Source organism: Agrobacterium sp. O3.4 (genome assembly GCF_041414895.1).
Classification (GTDB): Bacteria; Pseudomonadota; Alphaproteobacteria; order Rhizobiales; family Rhizobiaceae; genus Agrobacterium; species Agrobacterium cucumeris.
In genome coordinates, this window is sequence record NZ_JALPZP010000001.1 from 1,529,978 (window position 1) to 1,551,169 (window position 21,192).

Sequence of the window (21,192 nt, forward strand, 5' to 3'; positions counted from 1 at the left end):
AAAACGCCGCACGTTTTCGGGCAACATGTCTCAGAGGCGGGATATGACCGAAGGGTCGCCTTCCGGGTTCTGCTGCGCCAGCGCCCGGTCGATGATGGCGGGCACGATGTCCTTCACCTCGTCGACGACAAGCGGGTTCAAGAGGTGGGCGCGATGGATGAAGCCCTGGTCGCGCATGTGCTGCACCAGCTCCAGCATCGGGTTCCAGAAACCGTTGATATTGGCAAAGACCATCGGCTTGGCGTGACGGCCAAGCTGCGCCCAGGTCATGATCTCGACGATCTCTTCCAGGGTGCCGACACCGCCCGGCAGGGTCACGAAGGCATCCGAGCGCTCAAACATCATATGTTTGCGCTCATGCATGTCCTTGGTGACGACAAGCTCGTTCAATTGTCCGAGAGAATGGCGCGTTGCCTCCATATCGACCAGAAACTCCGGTATGATGCCCGTCACTTCGCCGCCGTTGGAAAGAACGCCGCTGGCAACCGCGCCCATGATGCCCTTGGTGCCGCCGCCATAAACGAGGCGGATGCCGTTTTCGGCAATGGATTTCCCAAGCGCGCGGCCTGCTTCCATGTGAGCTGGATCACGTCCGGGCTGGGAGCCGCAATAAACGCAGATGGATCGAATCGCTGTATTTTTGTCCGTCATGAGAGGAAGGAACTATGCGGGATGCTGCACGTCAAGAAAATTTGGGAAATCCCTTGTAAATATGGCCTTTTGGCCACACACCGCTTGTCTGCCGCCAGGTAAGACGCTAGCAATCTCAACTCGTGTGAAAAGCTTGAAATACCCGGAGATTCCAGGATGAAAAACAATAAAGCCGGTTTGCTGGCGCTGATCGTGCTGGGCATTGCGTCCCTGCTCATGATCTTTTTCGTCCTGCCGAGGATTTCCAACGACGGCAAACCGATCGGCGAGGCCATCAACGAGGCCGGCAATGCGGTGAAGAACAGCGTTGAAATGGGTGGCGACAAGGCAGGCGACATCCTGTCCGACGCCGCTGAGGAAACCGCCAATATCGCCGACAAGGTGGGGCGGCTGGCGGCCTCTGCAACCCAGTCGATCAAGGATCTGACAACGCTTTTCGCCGACAGCAAGGTTCCCTCCGACGCCGATTTCGCAGCGGCGCGCAAAAAGGTCGAAGCTTCGCTCAAGGAACTGACCAATATCGAGATTCCGGAATCGCTGGACGAAACGACCTCGCGGCTGATCACCACGGCGCGCACGGCGGCCGAGCGCACCACGGCCTTCCTGCGCGGTCTGCCCGACAATGCGGCAGCGGCCGCAGCCCAGATCCGCCGCCTGGCAGGCGTTTTCGCCGGCACCGACGATGGCGCAGCGCAGCCGGCACAGCCCGCCGCTGCACCTGCCACCACGGCTCCTGCCGGGGCTGCGCAGGCAACGCCCGGCGTGCCGACCTTTGACGTGTTGCGCGTCGAGCCGGATGGTTCGGCCGTGGTCGCCGGCAAGGCGCAGCCGGGCGCCAAGCTCGAAATTCTCAGCAACGGCAAGGTGATCGCCCAGACGACCATCGACGGCACCGGCGATTTCGCCGCGGTTTTCGACAATCCCCTGCCGCCGGGCGACCATGAGCTGGTGCTGCGTTCCACCGACATCAGCGGCAAGGCGACACAATCCGAGGAAGTGGCAACCGTCTCGGTGCCCAACGGCAAGGCCGGCGAACTTCTGGCGATGGTTTCCAAGCCCGGCGAGGCAAGCCGCGTGCTGGCGATGCCGGAGGCCGCACCTCCGGCACTGCAGACCGCACAATCGGGACAGCCCGCGGCCGCAACCGCCGAAACCGGCAATGCCGCCACTCCCCCTGCAGCCGTTGCCGGAGTGACGGCTCCCCCTGCGGCCGGTTCCGTTCCAGCTCAGGCTGCTGCAGCGACCGTTCAGGTCACAGCCGTGGAATTTGAGGGATCGAAGATTTTCGTCGCCGGTTCCGCACCTGCCGGTTCGACGGTGCGTGCACTGGTCGATGACCGGGAAATCGGCAAGAGCATTACGGAAGCCTCCGGTCATTTCGTCGTCGAAGGTGATGTCGATCTTGCCGTTGGCAGCCATATCATCACCGTCGAGGAACTGAATGCCGACGGCACGGTGAAGCTGCGCGTGCGTGTTCCCTTCGAGCGGCCACAGACCGATCAGGCAACCGTTGCCATGCAGGCGACGACCGCCTCGCCCGCCGCCACCACAGCCGCGCCGGCTGAAAACCAGAGCACGGCAATCGACCGCGCCGCCTTTGAAAAGCTGCGTGACGACGTTTCCAAGGCTTTCGGCATTCTTTCCAATCTCTACAGGGATCAGGCGACACCGGCGCTCGATCAGGCGATTGCCGGCCGCTCCGCGGTGGTGATTGCCCTGAAATCGCTCTCCGAGTTCCGCACCGCCGCGGCAACAGAGCCGGCCTTCACCGCCTTTGCAGGTGGCATCACCGCCAAGGCGCGTGATCTGCTGGCATCGGTCGAGGCATGGCCGAATGATGTGGCGGCCATCGGCAAGGGCATCGCATCGCTCGCAAGCCGGCTGACCGAACTGCACATTACCGCACCAGCCGCGCCCGCGCCGCAGGCACCTGCCGGCCCGCAGACCTTCGAGCAGGCACCGCTTGCCGAAAGCCAGAACAGCGTCATCATCCGCCGCGGCGATACGCTGTGGCAGATTTCCCGGCGCGTTTATGGACAGGGCGTGCGTTACACGACGATCTACCTCGCCAATGAGGACCAGATCAAAAATCCTGACCTCATCGAGCCCGGCCAGATTTTCGGTGTACCGGAAAAGGCCCTGCCGAATGCGGAAGAACTCCACCGCAAACGGCTGAAGGGCGGCTCCTAAAGCGCGGAAGAGGTTGCGGTTAAGCCGCGACAATCCCATCTGTGACAAGCACGGCGGCGAAAGCCGCCGTCATGCTGTCGGCTTCCGGCAGTGACCGGAGAGAATGATGGCCACAAAGAAAAAAACCATTTCGGCGGATTCCAGCAATCCGACCCAGACCCTGATCAATCTCTGGCCCTATATGTGGCCGGAAGGCCGATGGGACCTGAAGATGCGGGTGATCTGGGCAACCGTGTTCCTTGTTGTCGCCAAGCTGGTGTTGATCGCCGTTCCCTATTTCTTCAAATGGGCAACGGATGCACTGAACGGCAAACTAGACATGGCAGGGCTGGTTCCGGCCTTCCTGCTCGGCGCAGTCGCACTGGTCATCGCCTATAATCTGACGCGGCTGATACAGGTCGGGCTCAACCAGCTGCGCGATTCGCTGTTTGCCAGCGTCGGCCAGCATGCGGTGCGCCAGCTGGCTTATCGAACCTTCGTGCACATGCACCGGCTTTCCCTGCGTTTCCATCTGGAACGCAAGACCGGCGGGCTTTCGCGGGTTATCGAGCGCGGCACCAAGGGCATCGAAACCATTGTCCGTTTTACCATTCTCAACACCGCGCCGACCTTCATCGAATTCCTGCTGACCGCGGTTATTTTCTGGGCGTCCTACGGTTTTTCCTATGTGCTGGTCACCGTCATCACCGTCTGGGCCTATATCTGGTTCACCGTCCGGGCCAGCAACTGGCGCATCTCCATCCGCCGCGCCATGAATGACAGCGATACCGACGCCAATACCAAGGCAATCGACTCGCTTCTGAATTTCGAGACCGTCAAATATTTCGGTAACGAGGAGATGGAGGCGAAGCGCTTCGACGTAGCGATGGAGCGTTACGAAAAATCGGCGATCTCGATCTGGACCTCGCTCGGCTGGCTGAACTTCGGCCAGGGCGTGATCTTCGGCATCGGTTCCACCGTCATGATGGTGATGTCGGCGCTGGCTGTGCAGCGCGGCGAACAGACCATCGGCGATTTCGTCTTCGTCAATGCGCTGCTGCTGCAGCTTTCCGTGCCGCTGAACTTCATCGGTTTCGTTTATCGCGAAATCCGTCAGGGTCTGACCGACATAGAGCAGATGTTCGACCTTCTCGAGGTCGAGGCCGAGGTTACCGACCGGGCGGATGCAAAACCGCTTGGCGCCGGACCAGGCGCCATCTCGTTCCGCGACGTGCATTTTGCCTATGATCCTGAAAGGCCGATTTTGAAGGGTGTTTCCTTCGACGTACCGGCCGGAAAGACGGTGGCGATCGTTGGGCCCTCGGGTGCGGGAAAATCGACGATCTCGCGGCTGCTTTATCGTTTCTACGACATTCAGGAAGGCGCCGTCACAATCGACGGGCAGGATATTCGCAACGTGACGCAAAAGAGCCTGCGTTCGGTGATCGGCATGGTGCCGCAGGATACCGTGCTGTTCAACGACACGCTTGCCTACAACATCCGTTACGGCCGCCCTTCGGCAACGCAGGAGGAGGTGATGGCCGCAGCGGATGCGGCGCAGATCAGCGCCTTCATCGGCAAGCTGCCGGAGGGTTATGCGACCATGGTCGGCGAACGGGGTCTGAAACTGTCGGGTGGTGAAAAGCAGCGCGTGGCGATTGCCCGAACCATTCTCAAAGCCCCGCCGATCCTCATTCTCGATGAGGCAACTTCGGCGCTCGATACGCATACCGAGCAGGAGATCCAGAGTGCGCTCGACATCGTCTCGAAAAACCGGACCACGCTGGTCATCGCCCATCGTCTTTCCACAGTCATCCACGCCGACGAAATCATCGTGCTGAAGGAAGGGCTGATCGCCGAGCGTGGAACACACGCCTCGCTGATGGCGCAGAACGGCCTCTACGCCTCGATGTGGAGCCGCCAGCGCGAAGCCATCCGGGCGGAAGAGATGCTGCGCCATGTTCGCGAAACCGACGATCTCGGCGTCGTGGACCGCGGCGAACCGGCGCATTGACGGGCATAAACCCCTGATAACCGGGGGCGCAGATCCACCGGGCCATTGCCGGGCGGGTCGTTTGGCTGTAACCAGCTAGGCAAAATTTGTCGCATTGCCGTGTGGATCGTGTCGTATCACGACCACATATAGACGCGACAACGGAAACCGGAGCAAGGAATCTCATGAGTCTGTTCGACACCATTCGCAACACCATCGTACCGATCCACAAGGAAGGTTACGTCTTCGTCGCCGCCTTCTTCGTCGCATCGCTGGTGCTCGGCTGGATTTCCGAACCGCTATTCTGGGTCGGTCTCGTACTGACGGCCTGGTGCGCCTATTTCTTCCGCGACCCCGAGCGCGTCACACCACAGGATGACGACCTGATCATCAGCCCCGCCGATGGCAAGGTTTCCGCCGTCCAGACCGTCGTTCCGCCGCTGGAGCTGGAACTCGGCAAGGAGCCGATGGTACGCATCTCGGTATTCATGAACGTGTTCAACTGCCATGTGAACCGCGCGCCGGTGCGTGGCCGCATCGTCAATGTCGCTTACCGCCCCGGCCTCTTCCTCAATGCGGAAGTGGACAAGGCTTCCGAAGACAATGAGCGTAACGGCCTCGTCATCGAGACGGCGCATGGCAAGGTCGGCGTGGTGCAGATCGCCGGCATGGTTGCCCGCCGTATCGTCTGCTGGGTCAAGCCGAATGAACCAGTTGATGCCGGTGAGCGTTTCGGCCTTATCCGTTTCGGTTCGCGTCTCGACATCTTCCTGCCGGAAGGTTTCCAGCCACGCGTTTCCGTCGGCCAGACCGCCGTTGCCGGTGAAACCGTACTTGCCGAATTCGGCTCCGCCAAAGGCCCGGTCATCAGCCGCCGCGGCTGATGACAATCAGGAAGGGCATGCGCCATGGAAACGCCGATCGCCGAGCCGCAACAGAACGGAAAACAGGAGGGCCGTAAGGATAGCGGCCGGGGTCCACGTCTGCGGGAAATTCCCTTCCGCCTCGTGATACCCAATCTCATCACCGTTCTGGCCATCTGTGCGGGCCTGAGCGGCGTGCGTCTCGCCATCGAAGGCCGCTTTGAGCTGGCCGTCGGTATGGTGCTGCTCGCCGCCTTCCTCGACGGCATCGACGGGCGCATCGCCCGGATGATGAAGGCGACCTCCAAATTTGGCGAACAGATGGATAGTCTGGCCGACATCGTCAATTTCGGTGTCGCCCCTGCCCTCGTGGTCTATGCCTATCTGCTCGATCAGGCGCGCTCCATCGGCTGGATCGCCGCGCTCATCTATGTCATTGCCGCCGGCCTGCGCCTCGCGCGCTTCAACGTGATGATCGAACGGCCCGTGAAAGCGCCCTGGCAGAACGAATTCTTCGTGGGTGTTCCGGCTCCCATGGGCGCCATGCTGGTGCTTCTGCCCGTCTATCTCGGCTTCCTCGGCGTGGAGCCGGACAAGCCCTTCGCCTATGTCGCCGCCGCCTATACCGTACTGATCGGTTATCTCCTCATCAGCCGCCTGCCGGTCTGGTCGGGAAAATCAGGCACCAGCCGCATTCGCCGCGATCTGGTGCTGCCGATGATCCTCGTCGTCGTGCTCTACGTGGCGATGCTGATGAGCTTCACCTGGGAAGTGCTGGTTCTGACCGTTGCCGCTTATCTCGTCTTCATTCCCATCAGCGCCCGCCTGTGGCATCGCCGCTATGGCACGCTGACCATCGAAGAAGACGCGCATGATGAGGCGAATGGCGGAAACGGCCTCGATCGCGGTATTTGAAACCACAGGTTTATTTTTCCTGCGGGACCTTGCCGGTGGATGTGGCACAAAATGTCGCATCCCCCAAAGCCGGCTTCATTTTTTTTCGCCTCGAATCCGTCAAGATTACCCCCGAGAAAGGGGCTTCACACGCTTCGCACCGGCGAATGGCGTGAATTATGGAGAAAAGAAATGACGAACGAGACGAAGGCACAGCCGCAGGCGAAGCCGGACCTCAAAAGCCACTACCGCCCGCTTGGACTGAAGGCCGTCGCGGCCGCAGCCCTGATGCTGAAGCGCAAGCCAGCCGTCAAACCCGCCTGAAAACATTAAGTTTTTTTGGCCAGCGGTTTTCGGATCATCTGGTGCATCGGATCAAGAATCAACATTCCCCGGCAGAACTTCAGCAATCGCGCGGCGCCTTTAACGGCGCCGTTTTTTGTCCGGCATGCAGCATGAACGACCGGTATTCATAAATTCAGGAACTTTTTGTAACGAAGCCGCAACGAAAATGAAGTAAAAAGCGCGGCCTCTACGAAACGTCTGTACGAGCGCAAACGTATAGACTAGTGAATAACAAAGAATTTTCTATTTTTCGCAGTTTTTTCCAAAACAATGCATAAGCCGACTTCCAAATCCGCAGACATGCGGATGACGAATATCCGGTGTTCAGGAAAGATTGTGAAGACAGGCCAGGGGGGCTTGGGACGGCCATGCAGGATAAAATTCTTCTGATTGAAGATTCCGTTGCTCTTTCCATGCTGCTGAAGTCGCGGCTCTCGGAAGAGACCGAGGCTGAGGTCATTCATTGTGACAGCATGGCTACCGCCGGTGCCCTTCTGAGCGTCCATCATTTCACGCTGGCGCTGACGGGGCTCAACCTGCCCGACGCGCCGAAGGGCGAGATTTTGGGCCTTCTTTCCGAACGCAAGGTGCCGGCGATCGTCTTCACCGCAACGGTGGATGAAGAGGCGCGCAAACGTTACGCCGAAAAGAAGATCATCGATTATATCGTCAAGGACGGGCATCGCACCGTCGATGCGGTGGTCAAGACCGTCGACCGGATTTTGACCAACCGACGCTTCTCCGTTCTGGTGGTCGATGATGCGCGCACGGCGCGTTCCGGCCTGGTGGAAATACTGGAGCGGCAGAATTTCAAGGTCAGCGAGGCCCATTCGGGCAATCGGGCGCTGGAAATCCTCTCACAGGATCCCTCGATCCAGCTTGTCATCACCGATTATCATATGCCTGACATGGACGGTTATGAGCTGACGCGCCGTATCTGCGACAGCCGTTCCTCGGAGGATCTGCGGGTGATCGGCATCTCATCCTCCACCGACCGGCTGCTTTCGGCCAGTTTCCTCAAGGCAGGCGCGTCGGATTTCGTCTATCGCCCATTCGTGCCGGAGGAGTTGCAGTGCCGTATCGACAATAATATCGAAACGCTGAAGCAGCTGAAACGCCTGCGTGAACTGGCCGAACGCGACCATCTGACCGGCCTGCCGAACCGCCGCTCCTTCTTCGAGCGTACCCGGGCGTTGATGGATATCATCAACGAAAACGACGAAAACGGTGCGGTCGCCATTCTCGACATCGACCATTTCAAGAAGATCAACGACACACTCGGGCACGATGCCGGCGACCGGGCGCTGAAGAAGCTTGCCGAACTGCTGCACGACATGTGCCATGAGAAGCGCCATATTCCCGCCCGCCTCGGCGGCGAAGAGTTCGCCGTGTTCCTGCGTGGGCTCGATGCCCATGCCGCCTATCAGTTCTGTGAGGAATTGCGCGGCGCTGTTGAAAGCAACGGCCGCCAGCTCAGCGGCAGCAGCCTGGCGCTGACGATTTCGCTCGGCGTGGTGGAAATCGAAAAGGGCGAACCTTTCGACAACCAGCTGAATGCCGCCGACCAGTTGCTCTATCTCGCCAAGGCGAATGGCCGCAACCGGGTGTATTCCGACGTGATGATCCAGGAAGGCCTGCAGAAGATGGGGCAGAACGGCTGAGAGCCCTTCGAAGAAGATAGTCGTTTATGGGAAACAAGCAGCGGCGTTCAGCCGCGGTGCCTAGCCCCGAAAGCTCCTCAAAACAGCGACATCTGCCCCTCGTCCTTCGGCGGTTTGATTTTGGCCAGCGGCACGCTTTCCGGCACCGGCTCGATGAGATCGGCGCCGACATTGGCGACCTTGTTGACCTTGTCCGACACCGGGATCATCTCGAAGAAATCGTCCTGGGCCGGTCGCATCAGATCGGCCACCTCGCGCGGTTCCTGCGTCTTGCAGTCCAGCCAGCGGCTGAAATCCTCGGGCGCGATGACGACAGGCATGCGGTCGTGAATGCGGCCGATTGCGGCATTGGCGGCCGTCGTCAGGATTGCGCCGGTGTCGACTTCAGATCCGTCAGCGGAAGACCATGTTTCCATGAGGCCGGCAAAGGCGACGATGCCGCCGTTTTTCGGGCGGATGAAATAGGGTTGCGGCTTGCCGCCGTCCTCCTTGGGTGGTCGCCGCCATTCGTAAAAGCCGGTGGCGGGAATGAGCACGCGGCGATGGCGCATGGCGGCGCGGAAGGAGGCCTTGCCGATGGCGGTTTCCGAGCGCGCATTGATCAGCAGGGGAAAATCCTTGGGGTCCTTCACCCAGCCCGGCAGAAAGCCCCAGCGGACCAGCACCGCCCGGCGGTTGGGCAGGTTGCTGCCGCGCTCCTGCCGCTCGCCTTCCAGCACCACCAGAACCGGCTGGGTGGGCGCAATGTTGAAACGGGCGGGAAAATCCTCAAGCCCGATCAGATCGAGATAATCGGCGATTTCTTCCGGCGTCGCCTTCAGGACAAAACGTCCGCACATCTTCTTCTCCTCAGGCGCGTGGACCGAACAGGATGATGGCCGTGCCGGCGAGGCAAACGGCGCCGCCGGCGACATCCCATTTATCCGGCAACTGCCCTTCAACGCCCCAGAGCCAGAGAAGCGATGCGGCGATGTAGATCCCGCCATAGGCGGCATAGGCTCTGCCCGCCGTCTCGGTCGGCACCAGTGCCAATAGCCAGGCGAAAGCGGCAAGCGACAGCATGCCCGGCAATAATATCCAGACCGGCTTGCCGAGTTTCAGCCAGGCCCAGAAGGAGAAGCAACCGGCGATTTCCGCAAGTGCCGCCAATACATAGATAAGATAGACCTTCATTCCACCGTCTTCTGCGTGCACAATGGGGCGTGTTGTTCGCAACAGGTTAGAGCCTCCGCGCCTCATCCGAAAGGGCGCATCGGCGCTCTCGCACCACAATATGCAGACAGGCCTCAGACGGCCGAAACGAGTGAAACCCTTTATGACCCTTCGCATCAAGCCCCGCCCCGCCTCCTCCGCCATCGTCAGGAATGGCGACCGGCTGCTTCTCGTGCGCCGAATCAATCCGCCGTCAAAGGACATGTTCGCCTTTCCGGGCGGGCGCGGCGAAGAGGGGGAAACACCGGCGGAGACGGCGATTCGCGAACTTCACGAGGAAACCGGCATCCTCGCGCGCAAACCGCAACTGTTCGCGACCTATGACCTGCCGTCGCGCGACGCAGACGGCGTGCTGACCAGCCACTATTTCCTGTCGGTCTTTACGGTGGAAACGGATGCCGATCCGGCAGTGACGGCGGCCGACGATGCGGCGGATGCGGGGTGGTACACATTGGCGGAAATCCGCCGGCTGCCGGCGCCTGAAAGCGTCGTCGAATGCGCCGAGCGCCTGCTTGCATGATTGCCAGCCAGCCAGAATCGCGATTATTTAGGGCATGTCCGCCCGCCGGATGTTCACCAGCCAGCAGTTCACGCGTATGTGTGGGGCAGAATAGAATTTTGATAAGATCAACCATTTTCCTGTCTCTTTTCCTGGCCATGTTGCCGGCCGGGCAAGAAGGCATCGCTTATGCGCAGCCTTCAAAGGCGGCTTCCAAGGAAGTGCGCCCTGCGGAAGTGACGCCGCCCAAACCCGCTCCCTATGACGACAAGCTGGCACGGCTTTCCGAAATACTGGGCGCGGTGCAATATCTGAGAACCCTGTGCCCCTCTTCCGGTCCGGAGGACTGGCGCAGATCGATGAGCGATCTTCTGGCTGCGGACACGGCCAACGAACCCGAAAGACGCCAGCGCATGACGGCTGCATTCAACCGTGGATACCGCTCCTTTGCGGCCATCCACACCAGTTGCACACGCGCCGCCGTCATGGCAGAAGAGAACTACCGTAACGAAGGGGCAACACTCGCTCAGGAAATCGCGTCCAGGTTCGGAAATTAGAGGATTGTTAACCTCTTTTCGCCGCAGCCCGTGCCGTTTTGATAAAAGGCTGCTAGTGTTGTTAACAGGGTGGTAAGGACTTGCCCGCCCTGTCGAGGATGAAAAATGCAGACGAGCCGTAACGAAATCGACGACATGATCGTGCATGAAAAGATGCAGGTCGCTCTGGAACACCAGAACGAGGCATGGGCTGACGGCATGGCCGACGGCATCGAGCCTGAGATCATCGCCGATGCCGCCATTGCTCTGGCCATGCGCGAAACCATCCGCATGCATGGCGAAGCCGGTGCGGAAGCAATGCTGGAATCGCTGCGCCAGCGTATGCTTGAAGGCGAATTTTCTCCGCAGCGGGTGATACAGTAAAGCCGGGGTCTATCATGTCTTGCCTGAGCAAGGGGCTTTTGCGCTCTTCCGCCATGCTGTCCATCGTGCTTGCTTTGACCGCCGGGTCGATTGGCTTGCCGAACCGCGCTTTCGCCCTTTCCGAGCTGAAACCGGCGCAAAACACCGAAAGCGAGCCGCAGGCCCAGAATGGTGACCAGCCGCAGCAGGCCCAGCCCGCGGAGCCGGACGAAATCGAAGGCGATTCGGAAGGCATTCCCCTGCCCGACCCCCTGGTCGACCGTTCCGCTGCCCAGACCAAACAGCAATCCTCCAAGCCGGACAATGCTCCGGAAATGTCCGTCGTCATCGAGCACGACATTTCCAAGGCCCCGGAAGCCGTTCGCAAGCTGCGCCAGCAGATCATCGACGCCGCCGCTTCGGGTGACATCGAAAAATTGCGGCCCTTCATCGCCGCCGGCCAGAACGAATTCCGCATCGACGGCAGCGACAGCGAAGACCCGATCGCGGCGCTGAAAAGCTATTCCGGCGATCCCGACGGGCTGGAAGTGCTGGCGATCATCATCGACCTGCTGTCGACCGGTTATGCCCATATCGATGCCGGCACGCCTGATGAAGCCTATGTCTTCCCGTATTTTGCCGGAAAGCCGCTGAATACGCTGACGCCGCCGGAGAAGGTGGAACTGCTGCGCATCATCACGGCGGGCGATCTGGCGGATATGCAGGAATATGGCAATTATAGCTTTTACCGCATCGGCATTTCGCCTGATGGCAAGTGGAAGTTCTTCACCGCCGGCGATTGATCGCCTCGCGGTGCTTGCCGTTCTCCGGTAAAAATCCTAACTGTGCGGAATGAGCCGTCCGGCGAAGTGCATCTGCATTTTGCCGGAGATCGCGCAGTCTCGATGAACCGAACGGTGACGCCATGCCTTCCGCCTTTCTTGCCGACCGCCGCCTGATCAGAGTTTCCGGCACAGGCGCCGAGGAATTTCTGAATAATCTCATCACCGCCGATGTTGAAAATTTGGGCGAGGGCGAAGCCCGCGCTGCGGCGCTGCTGACGCCGCAGGGCAAGATCCTGTTCGATTTCCTGATCGCGCGCGACGGAACCGATTACCTGATCGAGACAGGTGCTGCAGAACAGGATGCGCTGCTGCGCCGCCTGACAATGTACAAGCTGCGCGCGCCCGTCGATCTGAAATCCGAAGCGACTGAAGGTGTCAGCGTTTTCTGGAACGAGAAAGCGCCCGAGGCAGGCATCCGGGATGGCCGTTTTGCCAAGGCCGGCGTTGATCTGTTCCGCCTGCCGGGCGCCTCGTCCGCCGGCGACGCTGCGGCCTATGATGCGTTGCGCGTCGAACACGGCATTGCCGAATCCGGACGGGACTATGCGCTGCAGGATGCATTTCCCCATGATGTGCTGATGGATGTGAATGACGGCGTTTCCTTCAGGAAGGGCTGCTTCGTCGGCCAGGAAGTCGTCTCACGCATGAAACATCGCGGCACCGCAAGGCGGCGCGTCGTTACCGTTTCGGCCGAAGGTCCGCTTCCAGACAGCGGGACAGAGATTGCCGCCAATGGAAAACCGGTCGGCACGCTCGGGACCGTTTGCGGCAGCACAGCGCTCGCCATCGTGCGGATCGATCGCATTGCCGATGCGCTTGCCTCCGGTACCCCGCTTCTTGCGGAAGATGTCACCGTAACAGTGGCCCTGCCGGCCTGGAGTGGCCTTTCCTTCCCGGCCGCCGATCCGGCAGCGCGGGCGGAGGACTAGGCTTGGCTCCCGCAAAAAGTCCGCGCGCCTGGCAGCGCATGCTTTCCGGTCGACGGCTCGATCTGCTCGATCCTTCGCCGCTCGACGTGGAAATCGCCGATATCGCCCATGGTCTTGCCCGCGTTGCCCGCTGGAACGGCCAGACGCGCGGCGATCATGCCTTTTCCGTTGCCCAGCACAGCCTCATCGTCGAGACGATTTTCTGCCGCATGTGCACGGATGCGACGCCCGGCGACATGCTGATGGCGCTTCTGCATGATGCACCGGAATATGTCATCGGCGACATGATCTCTCCGTTCAAATCCGTGGTCGGCGGCGGTTACAAGACCGTCGAGAAGCGGCTGGAGGCCGCCGTGCATCTGCGGTTCGGCCTACCACCGCATGCATCACGCGATTTGAAGGACCGGATCAAGAAGGCCGATACGGTTGCCGCCTTTTTCGAGGCGACGGAGCTTGCCGGTTTTTCCACTGCCGAGGCGCAGAAATTCTTCGGCCTGCCGCGCGGCATTACCCGCGACATGTTCACCATCACGCCCCTGCCCTCGACGGAAGCACAGAAACTGTTCATCGAACGTTTCGAAGCAATCGAGGCGCTGCGCGCAACGAAGACCGGGAGCGCGACATGACGGCAATCGTGGTATCGCCGCTGTCGCGGATCGCGGAAATGGCCGTGAAGCACAAGGCTCGCGAAATGGTGACGCTGATTGCCAAGGAGCAGAGCTTTCACCGCCCGGCGGTGATTGCCGCCGACCGGCATCTGACGCTTGCCATGAACGACATCACCTTCAAGGGCACCGGCGATCTTATCGCCCCTGATGATGCGCATGTGCTGAAGCTAATCGATTTTGCCCGGGAATGGGATCAGTCCGCACCGCTGCTCATCCATTGCTGGATGGGGATTTCGCGCTCGCCGGCCGCCGCCGTCATTGCCGCACTTTGCCTTTATCCGGATCAGGACGAAATGGCGCTTGCGCTTCGCCTGCGCGCCGTCTCGCCCTATGTCACCCCCAATGCCCGCATCATCGCCATCGGCGACCGGCTGCTGGCGCGTGACGGCCGGCTGGTCAAGGCAATCAAGGCGATCGGCAGGGGAGCCGATACCGACGGCAATGTGCCTTTTGTGTTGCCGCTTGCCGGCTGACTCCCGATTTTTGGCGGAACCCCTGCGGCACCCATTCGTTACCAACCCTGAACAACAATGAAAATCACGGGATAATTCATGGAACAACAGGCAACGGATATCATCGTCGCATCGCAGGCGGCCGTGCGGCAGGCGAGCGCGCTGGCGGTGCAATATTCCTTTTCGATCGTTGGCGCGCTTCTGCTGCTGATCGTCGGCTGGCTGGCCGCCACCTTCCTGCAGCGATGGGCCTTTCAGGGCCTGTCGCGCATTCGCGGTTTCGATGCGACACTCGCCGGTTTCTTCGCGGGCGCGATCCGTTATGTCGTGCTTATTCTGGTGCTGGTCATGGTGCTTGGCCAGTTCGGCGTGCAGACGGCCTCCATTCTCGCGGCGCTGGGTGCCGCAGGTCTCGCCATCGGCCTTGCGCTGCAGGGCACGCTGCAGAACATTGCCGCCGGCATCATGCTTCTGGTGTTGCGCCCCTTCCGGGTCGGTGAATATATCGAGACCAGCACGGTCAGCGGCACCGTAGTGGAAATCGGTTTGTTTGCCACCGAGCTTAAGACCAGTGACGGGCTTTATCGCCTCGCGCCCAATTCCACCCTTTGGAACGTACCGATCACCAATTACAGCCGCTTTCCCTCGCGCCGCCACGAGCTTAGCCTGACGGTGAAGAATGACGAGGACTTGGCTGCTGCGCAGGATATGCTGATGCGCGTGGTGCGCTCCGAAAGCCGGGTGCTGCTGGACCCTGCCCCCGTCACCTTCGTTGATTCCGTCAGCGCCGACAGCGCGACGGTCAAATTGCGCTATTGGGTGCGCAGCGACAGTTATTTCGTAACGACCCGCGATGTGACGAAGGCAATGAAACTCGCCTTTGATGAACGCAAGGCGGAAGTGAGCGCGCAGCCCGCCTGAGGCCTCGAAACTCTCTTCCCCACCCTCCATGTCTCAAGCGCGGTGGCTTTCCCGGCCATCGCGCTTTTTTTCATCACCGCCCGCCAGCTCCCGCCCTTGCTTCCTGCAAAAGACGTCTCTATAGGTCGGATTGTAATGTTATTACGTAACTGACTTTTCGACGACAGATATGAGAGGGCCAAACAATGCAGAAGACACTCATCCGCGTCACCGGCGCGGTCGCGCTTGCTTCCATGCTGCTGGTGGCAGCCGCTGCCACGGCCGCCGGCGGTAACAAATCCGCCGCCCACAGCCATGACCATGGGCACGATCACGGCCACCAGATGACCGAGGCGGAAAAGAAGATTTACAGCGGTTATTTCGAGGATGCCCAGGTAAAGGCGCGCACGCTTTCCGACTGGGACGGCGACTGGCAGTCTGTTTATCCTTACCTGCTGAACGGTTCGCTTGATTCCGTCATGGCCGAAAAAGCCGCCCATGGCGACAAGACGGCCGCAGAATATCGCGCCTATTACGACATCGGTTACAAGACGGATGTGAACCGCATCGTCATCAAGGGCGACAGCGTGGCTTTCTACAAGGAAGGCAAACCGGTCGAGGGTACTTATGCCAGTGACGGCCAGGAAATCCTGACCTACAAGAAGGGCAATCGCGGCGTAAGATACATCTTCAAGAAGACCGCCGGCGACGAGGCCGCTCCGCAGTTCATCCAGTTCAGCGACCACTCCATCGCTCCGGTAAAGGCCGGCCATTACCACCTCTACTGGGGGAATGACCGCAAGGCCCTGCTGGACGAAGTCACCAATTGGCCGACCTATTATCCCTTCCTGATGGACGGCGCTGATATCGTCAAGGAAATGGCGGCGCATTGAGCCCTGGCAGGCTCACGGCTTTCCGGAGCGTGAGGAACGCCGAGCAGTGCCTCTTTCGCCTTCTCCCCCCCGGGGAGAAAGTCGCGGCAGCGGGTTGAGGGGGCAAGCTCGCCGCATATCTCTGCTGTCGCCCCCTCATCCGACCCTTCGGGCCACCTTCTCCCCGGCGGGGAGAAGGTGGCCTCACTGTCCCATGGTCGAACGATGCGCCCAGCCGGTCATTCGTTTTTCAAGCCAGGCCATGATGGCGTACATGACGATGCCTTCCACGGCCAGCATCAGGAGGCCGGCAAAAACCAGCGGCACGTTGAACTGGCTCTGTGCCGAACTCATCATGTTGCCGAGGCCATAATTGGAAGCGACGGTTTCCGAGACGACCGAGCCGACGAAGGCGAGCGTGATGGCGATTTTCAGCGAGCCGAAGAAATAAGGCATGGAACGCGGAATGCCGACCTTCAGCATGATATCCATCTTCTTCGCGCCCAGCGCCCGCAGCACGTCCTCGGTTTCCGGCTCGATGGTGGCAAGGCCTGTGGCGACATTCACGACGATGGGGAAGAAGGAAATCAGGAAGGCGGTCAACACCGCGGGAACAGTGCCGATGCCGAACCAGATGACGAGGATTGGCACCAGCGCCACCTTCGGGATGGCATTGAAGCCGATCATCAATGGATAAAGCCCGGCATAAATGGTTTTCGACCAGCCGATGAACAGGCCGATGGCAAGGCCGGCGACAACAGCAATGGCAAAGCCCAAAGTCGTCGTATAAAGCGTCTGCAGCGAATTCTTCCAGATCGGCGACCAATATTGCAGGATGGCCTGACCTACCCTTACCGGCGACGGCAGGATGGTGGGCGGCATTTTCAGCGCATAGACCAGCAGTTCCCACAGCGCGAAGAGCGCCAGCGTATAAAGCCAGGGGGCGGCCTTCACCCAGTTGACGCGGGCAATCAGCGGCTTGCGCGGCTCGGCCGTGACGGTGCTTTCCATGATCGCGCTCATGCCGCCACCCTCGCCTGCGCGATTTCACCATGCAGTGCCTGCACCATGTCGTTGAAACCCTTGTCATACATAAGATCGAGCTGGCGCGGACGGGCAAACGGCACGCGGTGTTCCGCCAGCACGCGGCCCGGCCTTGCGCTCATCACAAAAATCTTGTCGGCGAGGAAAGTCGCTTCGCGCAGATCGTGGGTTACCAGAATGATGGTCACGCGCTGCGCGGCGTGCAGGTCACGGATGACGCACCACAATTCCTCGCGGGTGAAGGCATCCAGTGCGCCAAATGGCTCATCGAGCATCAGCAAATCCGGCTCGTGGATCAGCGCGCGGCAGAGATTGGCGCGCTGCTGCATGCCGCCGGAAAGCTGCCATGGATATTTCGCGCCAAAACCCTTCAGGCCGACGATCTCCAGAAGGCGCTCGGCCTTTGCGACATATTCCGCCTTGTGGGCGCGCAGACGACGGCGGTGTTTTTCGACGATTTCCAGCGGCAGCAGGATGTTCTCAAGCGTCGTGCGCCAGGGCAGCATCGTCGGGTTCTGAAAAGCCATGCCAACGATGGAGACGGGCTCCGTAACCTGCCGCCCGGCAACGATGACATTGCCCTTTTGCGGAATATGCAGCCCCGTCACCAGTTTCATCAGCGTGGACTTGCCGCAGCCCGACGGGCCGACCACGGCGGCGAATTCACCCTTGTCGACCGTCAGGTTCAAACCGGATACGGCCAGCGTGCCGGCCGACCCGCCATAACGCATGTCGACATTGTCTATTTCCACGAGATGTGACATCGCAGTTCCCGTTTTCAGTTGCTGATCGGGCCGTTTAATCCCGCAGCGTTGCTGCTTGTTTCTCCTCCCCGAGGGGGAGAAGGCGGCCCGAAGGGTCGGATGAGGGGGCGACGCCATCGAGAAACCGAGAGCTTGCCCCCTCATCCCGCTGCCGCGGACTTCTCCCCGGCGGGGAGAAGAAGTAAGCGGCGCCCACTCGGCCCATTCGATTGTCCTGCGGAGGCTGCCGCTTCAAGAGCATGGCAAAACCGTTCCGCTTGTTTCTTCTCCCCGCCGGGGAGAAGGTGGCCCGAAGGGTCGGATGAGGGGGCTACGTCAGCGATAGGCCGAGAGCTTGCCCCCTCATCCCGCTGCCGCGGACTTCTCCCCGGCGGGGAGAAGAAACAAGCGGCACCCGCTCGTTTTATCCTTCAGGGAAGCATGCGTTCTTCCTTGGCCGGCAGGTAGGTCGCATCGAACACCTGTTCCGCCTTCACATTGCCCTTCAGGCCCATGGAAACCTTCAACGTCTCGATGGAGGCGGCAAGCCGGGCCGGATCGACGCCACCCATGCCGTTTTCCACCACATAGGGCGTCTTGATGTTCATGCTGTTGGCCATGTTGAGGCGCTCCAGCTCAATGGCGCTGTCGAGCGTCTCGTTGCGCTTCAACACCGCCGCCACGCCCTCTTCCGGGGTCTTGACGGAATCGGCGAAGCCCTTGGCCAGCGCCTTGAGGAAGCCCTTGACGGCTTCAGGGTTTTTCTCAGCGAAATCAGTGTTTACCAGCACCGCATTGCCATAGAGATTCAAGCCGTGCTCGGCCATCAGGATGGTCGAGATGTCGTCATCGGCAATGCCCTGCTTCTTCAGGTTGAGGATGACAGAAAAAGCAAAACCGAAGACGGCATCGACATCGCCCTTGGCAAGCATCGGTTCACGCACGGGAAAACCGATCGATTCGATCTTGATCTTGCTTTCATCGAGACCCGCGACCTGCCTGAAGGCCGGCCATTGCGCAAAGGCGCCATCCGGCGGCGGCGCGCCGAGCTTCTTGCCTTCCAGCGACTTCGGATCACCCGTGACGCCAAGCGACTTGCGGCCGACGACGGCAAAGGTCGGGCGCTCATAGACCATGTAAACGGCCTTGATCTTCTGGCTCGGATCCTCGTCGAGGAACTTCATCACCGAGTTGATATCGCCGAACCCCATCTGGTAGGCGCCCGTTGCCACGCGCGGAATGGCTTCCACCGAACCGTTGCCGCTGTCGATCGTGACGTCGAGGCCTTCCGCCTTGAAGTAACCCTTGTCGAGCGCCAGCAGGAAGCCGGCGGCGGGGCCTTCGAATTTCCAGTCGAGCGTGAATTTGACCGGCGTTTCGGCATAAGCGCCCGTCACCGGCAGCACCATTCCGGCCGTAACGCCGATGGCAGCAATGACTAGCGCTTTGGACAACAACCTGCGCGTTAAGATCATCTATTCCCCCTGATGGTTTTGTTGGATTGGTTGCATAAGAGCCAATTCCCACCCGCAAGGCAAGACAAAATTGCATACAAAATAGCCATTATTTTGTATGCTTATTTTATATGCAAATCGGATTGATATGGAGGCACAAAGCCCAGTTTCTGCGCAGCGTGCGTGCAACGAAGCGGAAGCAACATCGTTCACGCAGAGAACACAGCGTTCTCATTTGCCGGGGTTGCGGATCAGGCGCAGCGTAGGACAAATAGGGCCACGAACAGCAGGCGAAACGACGGGACGGCAAGATGAACTCTGCACTGGGCATACACCACATCACCATGATCACCCGGAAGGTGCAGGCGAATGTGGATTTCTACGCCGGCTTTCTCGGTTTGAAACTGGTCAAGCGCACCGCCGGCTTCGAAGACGCCATGCAGCTTCACCTGCTTTATGGCGACGACATCGCCTCGCCCGGCTCACTTCTGACATTTCTCGTCTGGGAAGATGGCGGCCAGGGCCGCGTCGGTTACGGCCAGACACTGGAAGTCTCGGTAGCGATAGATCCCGCCTCGATCGGCTTCTGGCTGACGCGGGCACTGAAATTCGGCATCCGCGCCGAGGGGCCATCCGACGAATTCGGTGAGCCGGTCATCCGGCTGAAAGATCCTGACGGCCTGATCGTCAAGTTGGTCGGCACCCATGCCTTTGCCGATGCGACGCCACATGTGACGGACGACATTTCTGCGCAGGACGCGATTCGCCGCATCTATGGTGCGACGATGCTGAGCGAGGTACCGGAAGAAACCGTGGCGTTTCTAGAAAAGCACTTCGGTTACCGGCAGGAAAGCCAGATCGGCGCGATCCGCCGGCTCGTCTCCGACAGCGGCGACATCATCGACGTGCGCGATGCCACCGGCTTCTGGTCCAGCGCACCGGGCACCGGCACGGTCGATCACATCGCCTTCCGCGCCGAGGATATCGATGAGCTGAATGCGGTGCTTACCGGGCTGAAATCGCTCAATTCCAGCACCACCAATGCCCATGACCGAAAGTATTTCCATTCGCTCTATGTCCGCGAACCGGGCGGCGTGCTGATCGAAATGGCAACCGACGGCCCCGGCATGACGATCGACGAACCGCTGGAAGCGCTCGGCGAACAATTGTTCATTCCGCCGCTGTTCATGAAGGACGAGGCGGATGTGCGCGTCGCCCTGCCGCAATTTTCCATGCCGGGCGAGGAGCGCATCATTTATCGCGACCTGCCCTTCGTGCACCGGTTCTATACGCCGGAGGAACCGGATGGCAGCACCATCATCCTGCTGCACGGCTCTGGCGGCAGCGAAACGAGCCTGATGCCGCTGGCGCACAGGGCCGCGCGCGGCGCGACACTCTTAGGCGTGCGCGGCCGCAGCACGGAAGAAGAGATCGCCCGCTGGTTCCGGCGTTTCCCCGATTTCAGCTTCGACCAGACTGATATTGCGGCAGAAGCAGAGGCCTTTGCCGCCTTTGTCGAAGGTGCGATCCGTTCCTACGGTCTTGATCGCTCGAAACTGCGGTTTATCGGCCATTCGAATGGTGCAAATTTCTATGCGGCCTTTGCCGCACTTTATCCCGACCTTGCCGGAGACGCCCTGCTCTACCGGCCCATGCCGGTTCTCGACACATGGCCGCAAACTGATCTTTCCGGCCGAAATTTCCTGCTCGTCGCCGGTGAACGCGACAAATATCGCGACGGAGCAACCGAGCTGCAAGGCCGGCTTGCGGCGAGCGGCGCAGAGGCACGGGTGGAAATGCTGGATGACGGGCATGAACTGGGGCTTGCCGATATAGAAGCGGCACGGCGCTGGCTGGCGGATGCTTCCTGATTTTCGATAGATGGGCATGCGCCGAGCGAGTGCCGCCCATTTCTTCTCCCCGCCGGGGAGAAGGTGGCCCGAAGGCCCGGATGAGGGGCAACGCCAGCGATGGACCGAGAGCTTGCCCCCTCATCCCGCTGCCGCGGACTTCTCCCCGGCGGGGAGAAGAAACAAGCGGGAGCCACTCGCTGTCTGTTACTCCCTGCCATACATCAACCGGGCCTTGCATAAATTCGC

22 protein-coding genes are annotated in these 21,192 nt (G+C 60.3%); 16 read left to right on the forward strand and 6 right to left on the reverse strand.

The annotated features are described in order from the left end of the window. Nucleotides 1–30: 30 nt before the first annotated feature. Entirely contained in the window at nucleotides 31–651 is a 621-nt protein-coding gene (locus M0412_RS07400) for a TIGR00730 family Rossman fold protein (RefSeq protein ID WP_080842185.1), read from the reverse strand. A gap of 156 nt (nucleotides 652–807) precedes the next feature. On the opposite strand from M0412_RS07400, the gene M0412_RS07405 reads away from it, so the two are divergent. From M0412_RS07405 to M0412_RS07430, 6 genes are all read left to right on the forward strand, one after another. Then, the gene (locus M0412_RS07405; protein ID WP_269698358.1) at nucleotides 808–2,841 is read left to right on the forward strand and encodes a LysM peptidoglycan-binding domain-containing protein; all 2,034 of its coding nucleotides are present in this window, start codon (nucleotides 808–810) and stop codon (nucleotides 2,839–2,841) included. Between the two features lie 106 nt (nucleotides 2,842–2,947). Further along, nucleotides 2,948–4,834 carry an ABC transporter ATP-binding protein/permease gene (locus M0412_RS07410; protein ID WP_269698359.1) on the forward strand — a complete coding sequence of 629 codons (1,887 nt, stop codon included), beginning with the start codon at nucleotides 2,948–2,950 and terminating at the stop codon, nucleotides 4,832–4,834. A 128-nt stretch (nucleotides 4,835–4,962) separates the two neighbouring features. Beyond that, nucleotides 4,963–5,697, forward strand: a complete 735-nt coding sequence (locus M0412_RS07415) for a phosphatidylserine decarboxylase (protein ID WP_142839938.1) — start codon at nucleotides 4,963–4,965, stop codon at nucleotides 5,695–5,697. 24 nt (nucleotides 5,698–5,721) lie between these two features. Then, nucleotides 5,722–6,591, forward strand: a complete 870-nt coding sequence (gene pssA, locus M0412_RS07420) for a CDP-diacylglycerol--serine O-phosphatidyltransferase (RefSeq protein WP_269698360.1) — start codon at nucleotides 5,722–5,724, stop codon at nucleotides 6,589–6,591. Between the two features lie 171 nt (nucleotides 6,592–6,762). Beyond that, on the forward strand, nucleotides 6,763–6,894 hold the full coding sequence (locus M0412_RS07425; RefSeq protein ID WP_256367995.1) for a hypothetical protein: 132 nt from the start codon (nucleotides 6,763–6,765) through the stop codon (nucleotides 6,892–6,894). Nucleotides 6,895–7,283: 389 nt separating this feature from the next. Beyond that, on the forward strand, nucleotides 7,284–8,576 hold the full coding sequence (locus M0412_RS07430; protein ID WP_269698361.1) for a PleD family two-component system response regulator: 1,293 nt from the start codon (nucleotides 7,284–7,286) through the stop codon (nucleotides 8,574–8,576). Nucleotides 8,577–8,653: 77 nt separating this feature from the next. Here M0412_RS07430 and M0412_RS07435 read toward each other — a convergent pair whose 3' ends face one another. Further along, a complete protein-coding gene (locus tag M0412_RS07435) occupies nucleotides 8,654–9,415 on the reverse strand; it encodes an SOS response-associated peptidase (RefSeq protein ID WP_269698362.1) in 762 nt (253 codons plus the stop codon). Nucleotides 9,416–9,425: 10 nt separating this feature from the next. Then, complete coding sequence (locus M0412_RS07440; RefSeq protein ID WP_142839466.1) at nucleotides 9,426–9,749, reverse strand: YnfA family protein; 324 nt, start codon at nucleotides 9,747–9,749, stop codon at nucleotides 9,426–9,428. A gap of 142 nt (nucleotides 9,750–9,891) precedes the next feature. On the opposite strand from M0412_RS07440, the gene M0412_RS07445 reads away from it, so the two are divergent. The 9 genes from M0412_RS07445 to M0412_RS07485 all read left to right on the forward strand — a co-directional run bounded on the left by M0412_RS07445 (nucleotide 9,892) and on the right by M0412_RS07485 (nucleotide 15,873). Next, on the forward strand, nucleotides 9,892–10,308 hold the full coding sequence (locus M0412_RS07445; protein WP_269698363.1) for an NUDIX hydrolase: 417 nt from the start codon (nucleotides 9,892–9,894) through the stop codon (nucleotides 10,306–10,308). A gap of 98 nt (nucleotides 10,309–10,406) precedes the next feature. Then, a complete protein-coding gene (locus tag M0412_RS07450; RefSeq protein ID WP_269698364.1) occupies nucleotides 10,407–10,844 on the forward strand; it encodes a TIGR02301 family protein in 438 nt (145 codons plus the stop codon). A gap of 105 nt (nucleotides 10,845–10,949) precedes the next feature. Continuing rightward, a complete protein-coding gene (locus M0412_RS07455) occupies nucleotides 10,950–11,207 on the forward strand; it encodes a hypothetical protein (RefSeq protein ID WP_003496894.1) in 258 nt (85 codons plus the stop codon). A 14-nt stretch (nucleotides 11,208–11,221) separates the two neighbouring features. Then, nucleotides 11,222–11,989, forward strand: coding sequence for a hypothetical protein (locus M0412_RS07460; RefSeq protein WP_142839463.1), 768 nt, complete (start codon nucleotides 11,222–11,224; stop codon nucleotides 11,987–11,989). 122 nt (nucleotides 11,990–12,111) lie between these two features. Beyond that, the gene (locus M0412_RS07465; protein ID WP_269698369.1) at nucleotides 12,112–12,960 is read left to right on the forward strand and encodes a folate-binding protein YgfZ; all 849 of its coding nucleotides are present in this window, start codon (nucleotides 12,112–12,114) and stop codon (nucleotides 12,958–12,960) included. Between the two features lie 2 nt (nucleotides 12,961–12,962). Continuing rightward, on the forward strand, nucleotides 12,963–13,586 hold the full coding sequence (locus M0412_RS07470; RefSeq protein WP_269698371.1) for an HD family hydrolase: 624 nt from the start codon (nucleotides 12,963–12,965) through the stop codon (nucleotides 13,584–13,586). Continuing rightward, nucleotides 13,583–14,101: a tyrosine phosphatase family protein gene (locus tag M0412_RS07475; RefSeq protein ID WP_269698374.1), complete on the forward strand. Its 519-nt coding sequence runs from the start codon at nucleotides 13,583–13,585 to the stop codon at nucleotides 14,099–14,101. The genes M0412_RS07470 and M0412_RS07475 overlap by 4 nt, the downstream gene beginning before the upstream one ends. 78 nt (nucleotides 14,102–14,179) lie before the next feature. Further along, nucleotides 14,180–15,001: a mechanosensitive ion channel family protein gene (locus tag M0412_RS07480; RefSeq protein ID WP_269698376.1), complete on the forward strand. Its 822-nt coding sequence runs from the start codon at nucleotides 14,180–14,182 to the stop codon at nucleotides 14,999–15,001. Between the two features lie 185 nt (nucleotides 15,002–15,186). Beyond that, nucleotides 15,187–15,873, forward strand: coding sequence for a metal-binding protein ZinT (locus M0412_RS07485; protein WP_269698378.1), 687 nt, complete (start codon nucleotides 15,187–15,189; stop codon nucleotides 15,871–15,873). Nucleotides 15,874–16,056: 183 nt separating this feature from the next. Here the strand turns inward: M0412_RS07485 and M0412_RS07490 are convergent, their stop codons facing one another. The 3 genes from M0412_RS07490 to M0412_RS07500 form a co-directional block, all read right to left on the reverse strand. Further along, complete coding sequence (locus tag M0412_RS07490; protein ID WP_142839458.1) at nucleotides 16,057–16,875, reverse strand: ABC transporter permease; 819 nt, start codon at nucleotides 16,873–16,875, stop codon at nucleotides 16,057–16,059. After that, the gene (locus M0412_RS07495; RefSeq protein WP_269698380.1) at nucleotides 16,872–17,660 is read right to left on the reverse strand and encodes an ABC transporter ATP-binding protein; all 789 of its coding nucleotides are present in this window, start codon (nucleotides 17,658–17,660) and stop codon (nucleotides 16,872–16,874) included. Before M0412_RS07495 ends, M0412_RS07490 begins: the two co-directional genes overlap by 4 nt. 410 nt (nucleotides 17,661–18,070) lie before the next feature. Further along, the gene (locus M0412_RS07500) at nucleotides 18,071–19,114 is read right to left on the reverse strand and encodes an ABC transporter substrate-binding protein (RefSeq protein WP_269698382.1); all 1,044 of its coding nucleotides are present in this window, start codon (nucleotides 19,112–19,114) and stop codon (nucleotides 18,071–18,073) included. Between the two features lie 290 nt (nucleotides 19,115–19,404). On the opposite strand from M0412_RS07500, the gene M0412_RS07505 reads away from it, so the two are divergent. Then, a complete protein-coding gene (locus tag M0412_RS07505) occupies nucleotides 19,405–20,964 on the forward strand; it encodes a VOC family protein (protein ID WP_269698384.1) in 1,560 nt (519 codons plus the stop codon). The last annotated feature ends 228 nt before the right edge of the window (nucleotides 20,965–21,192 follow it).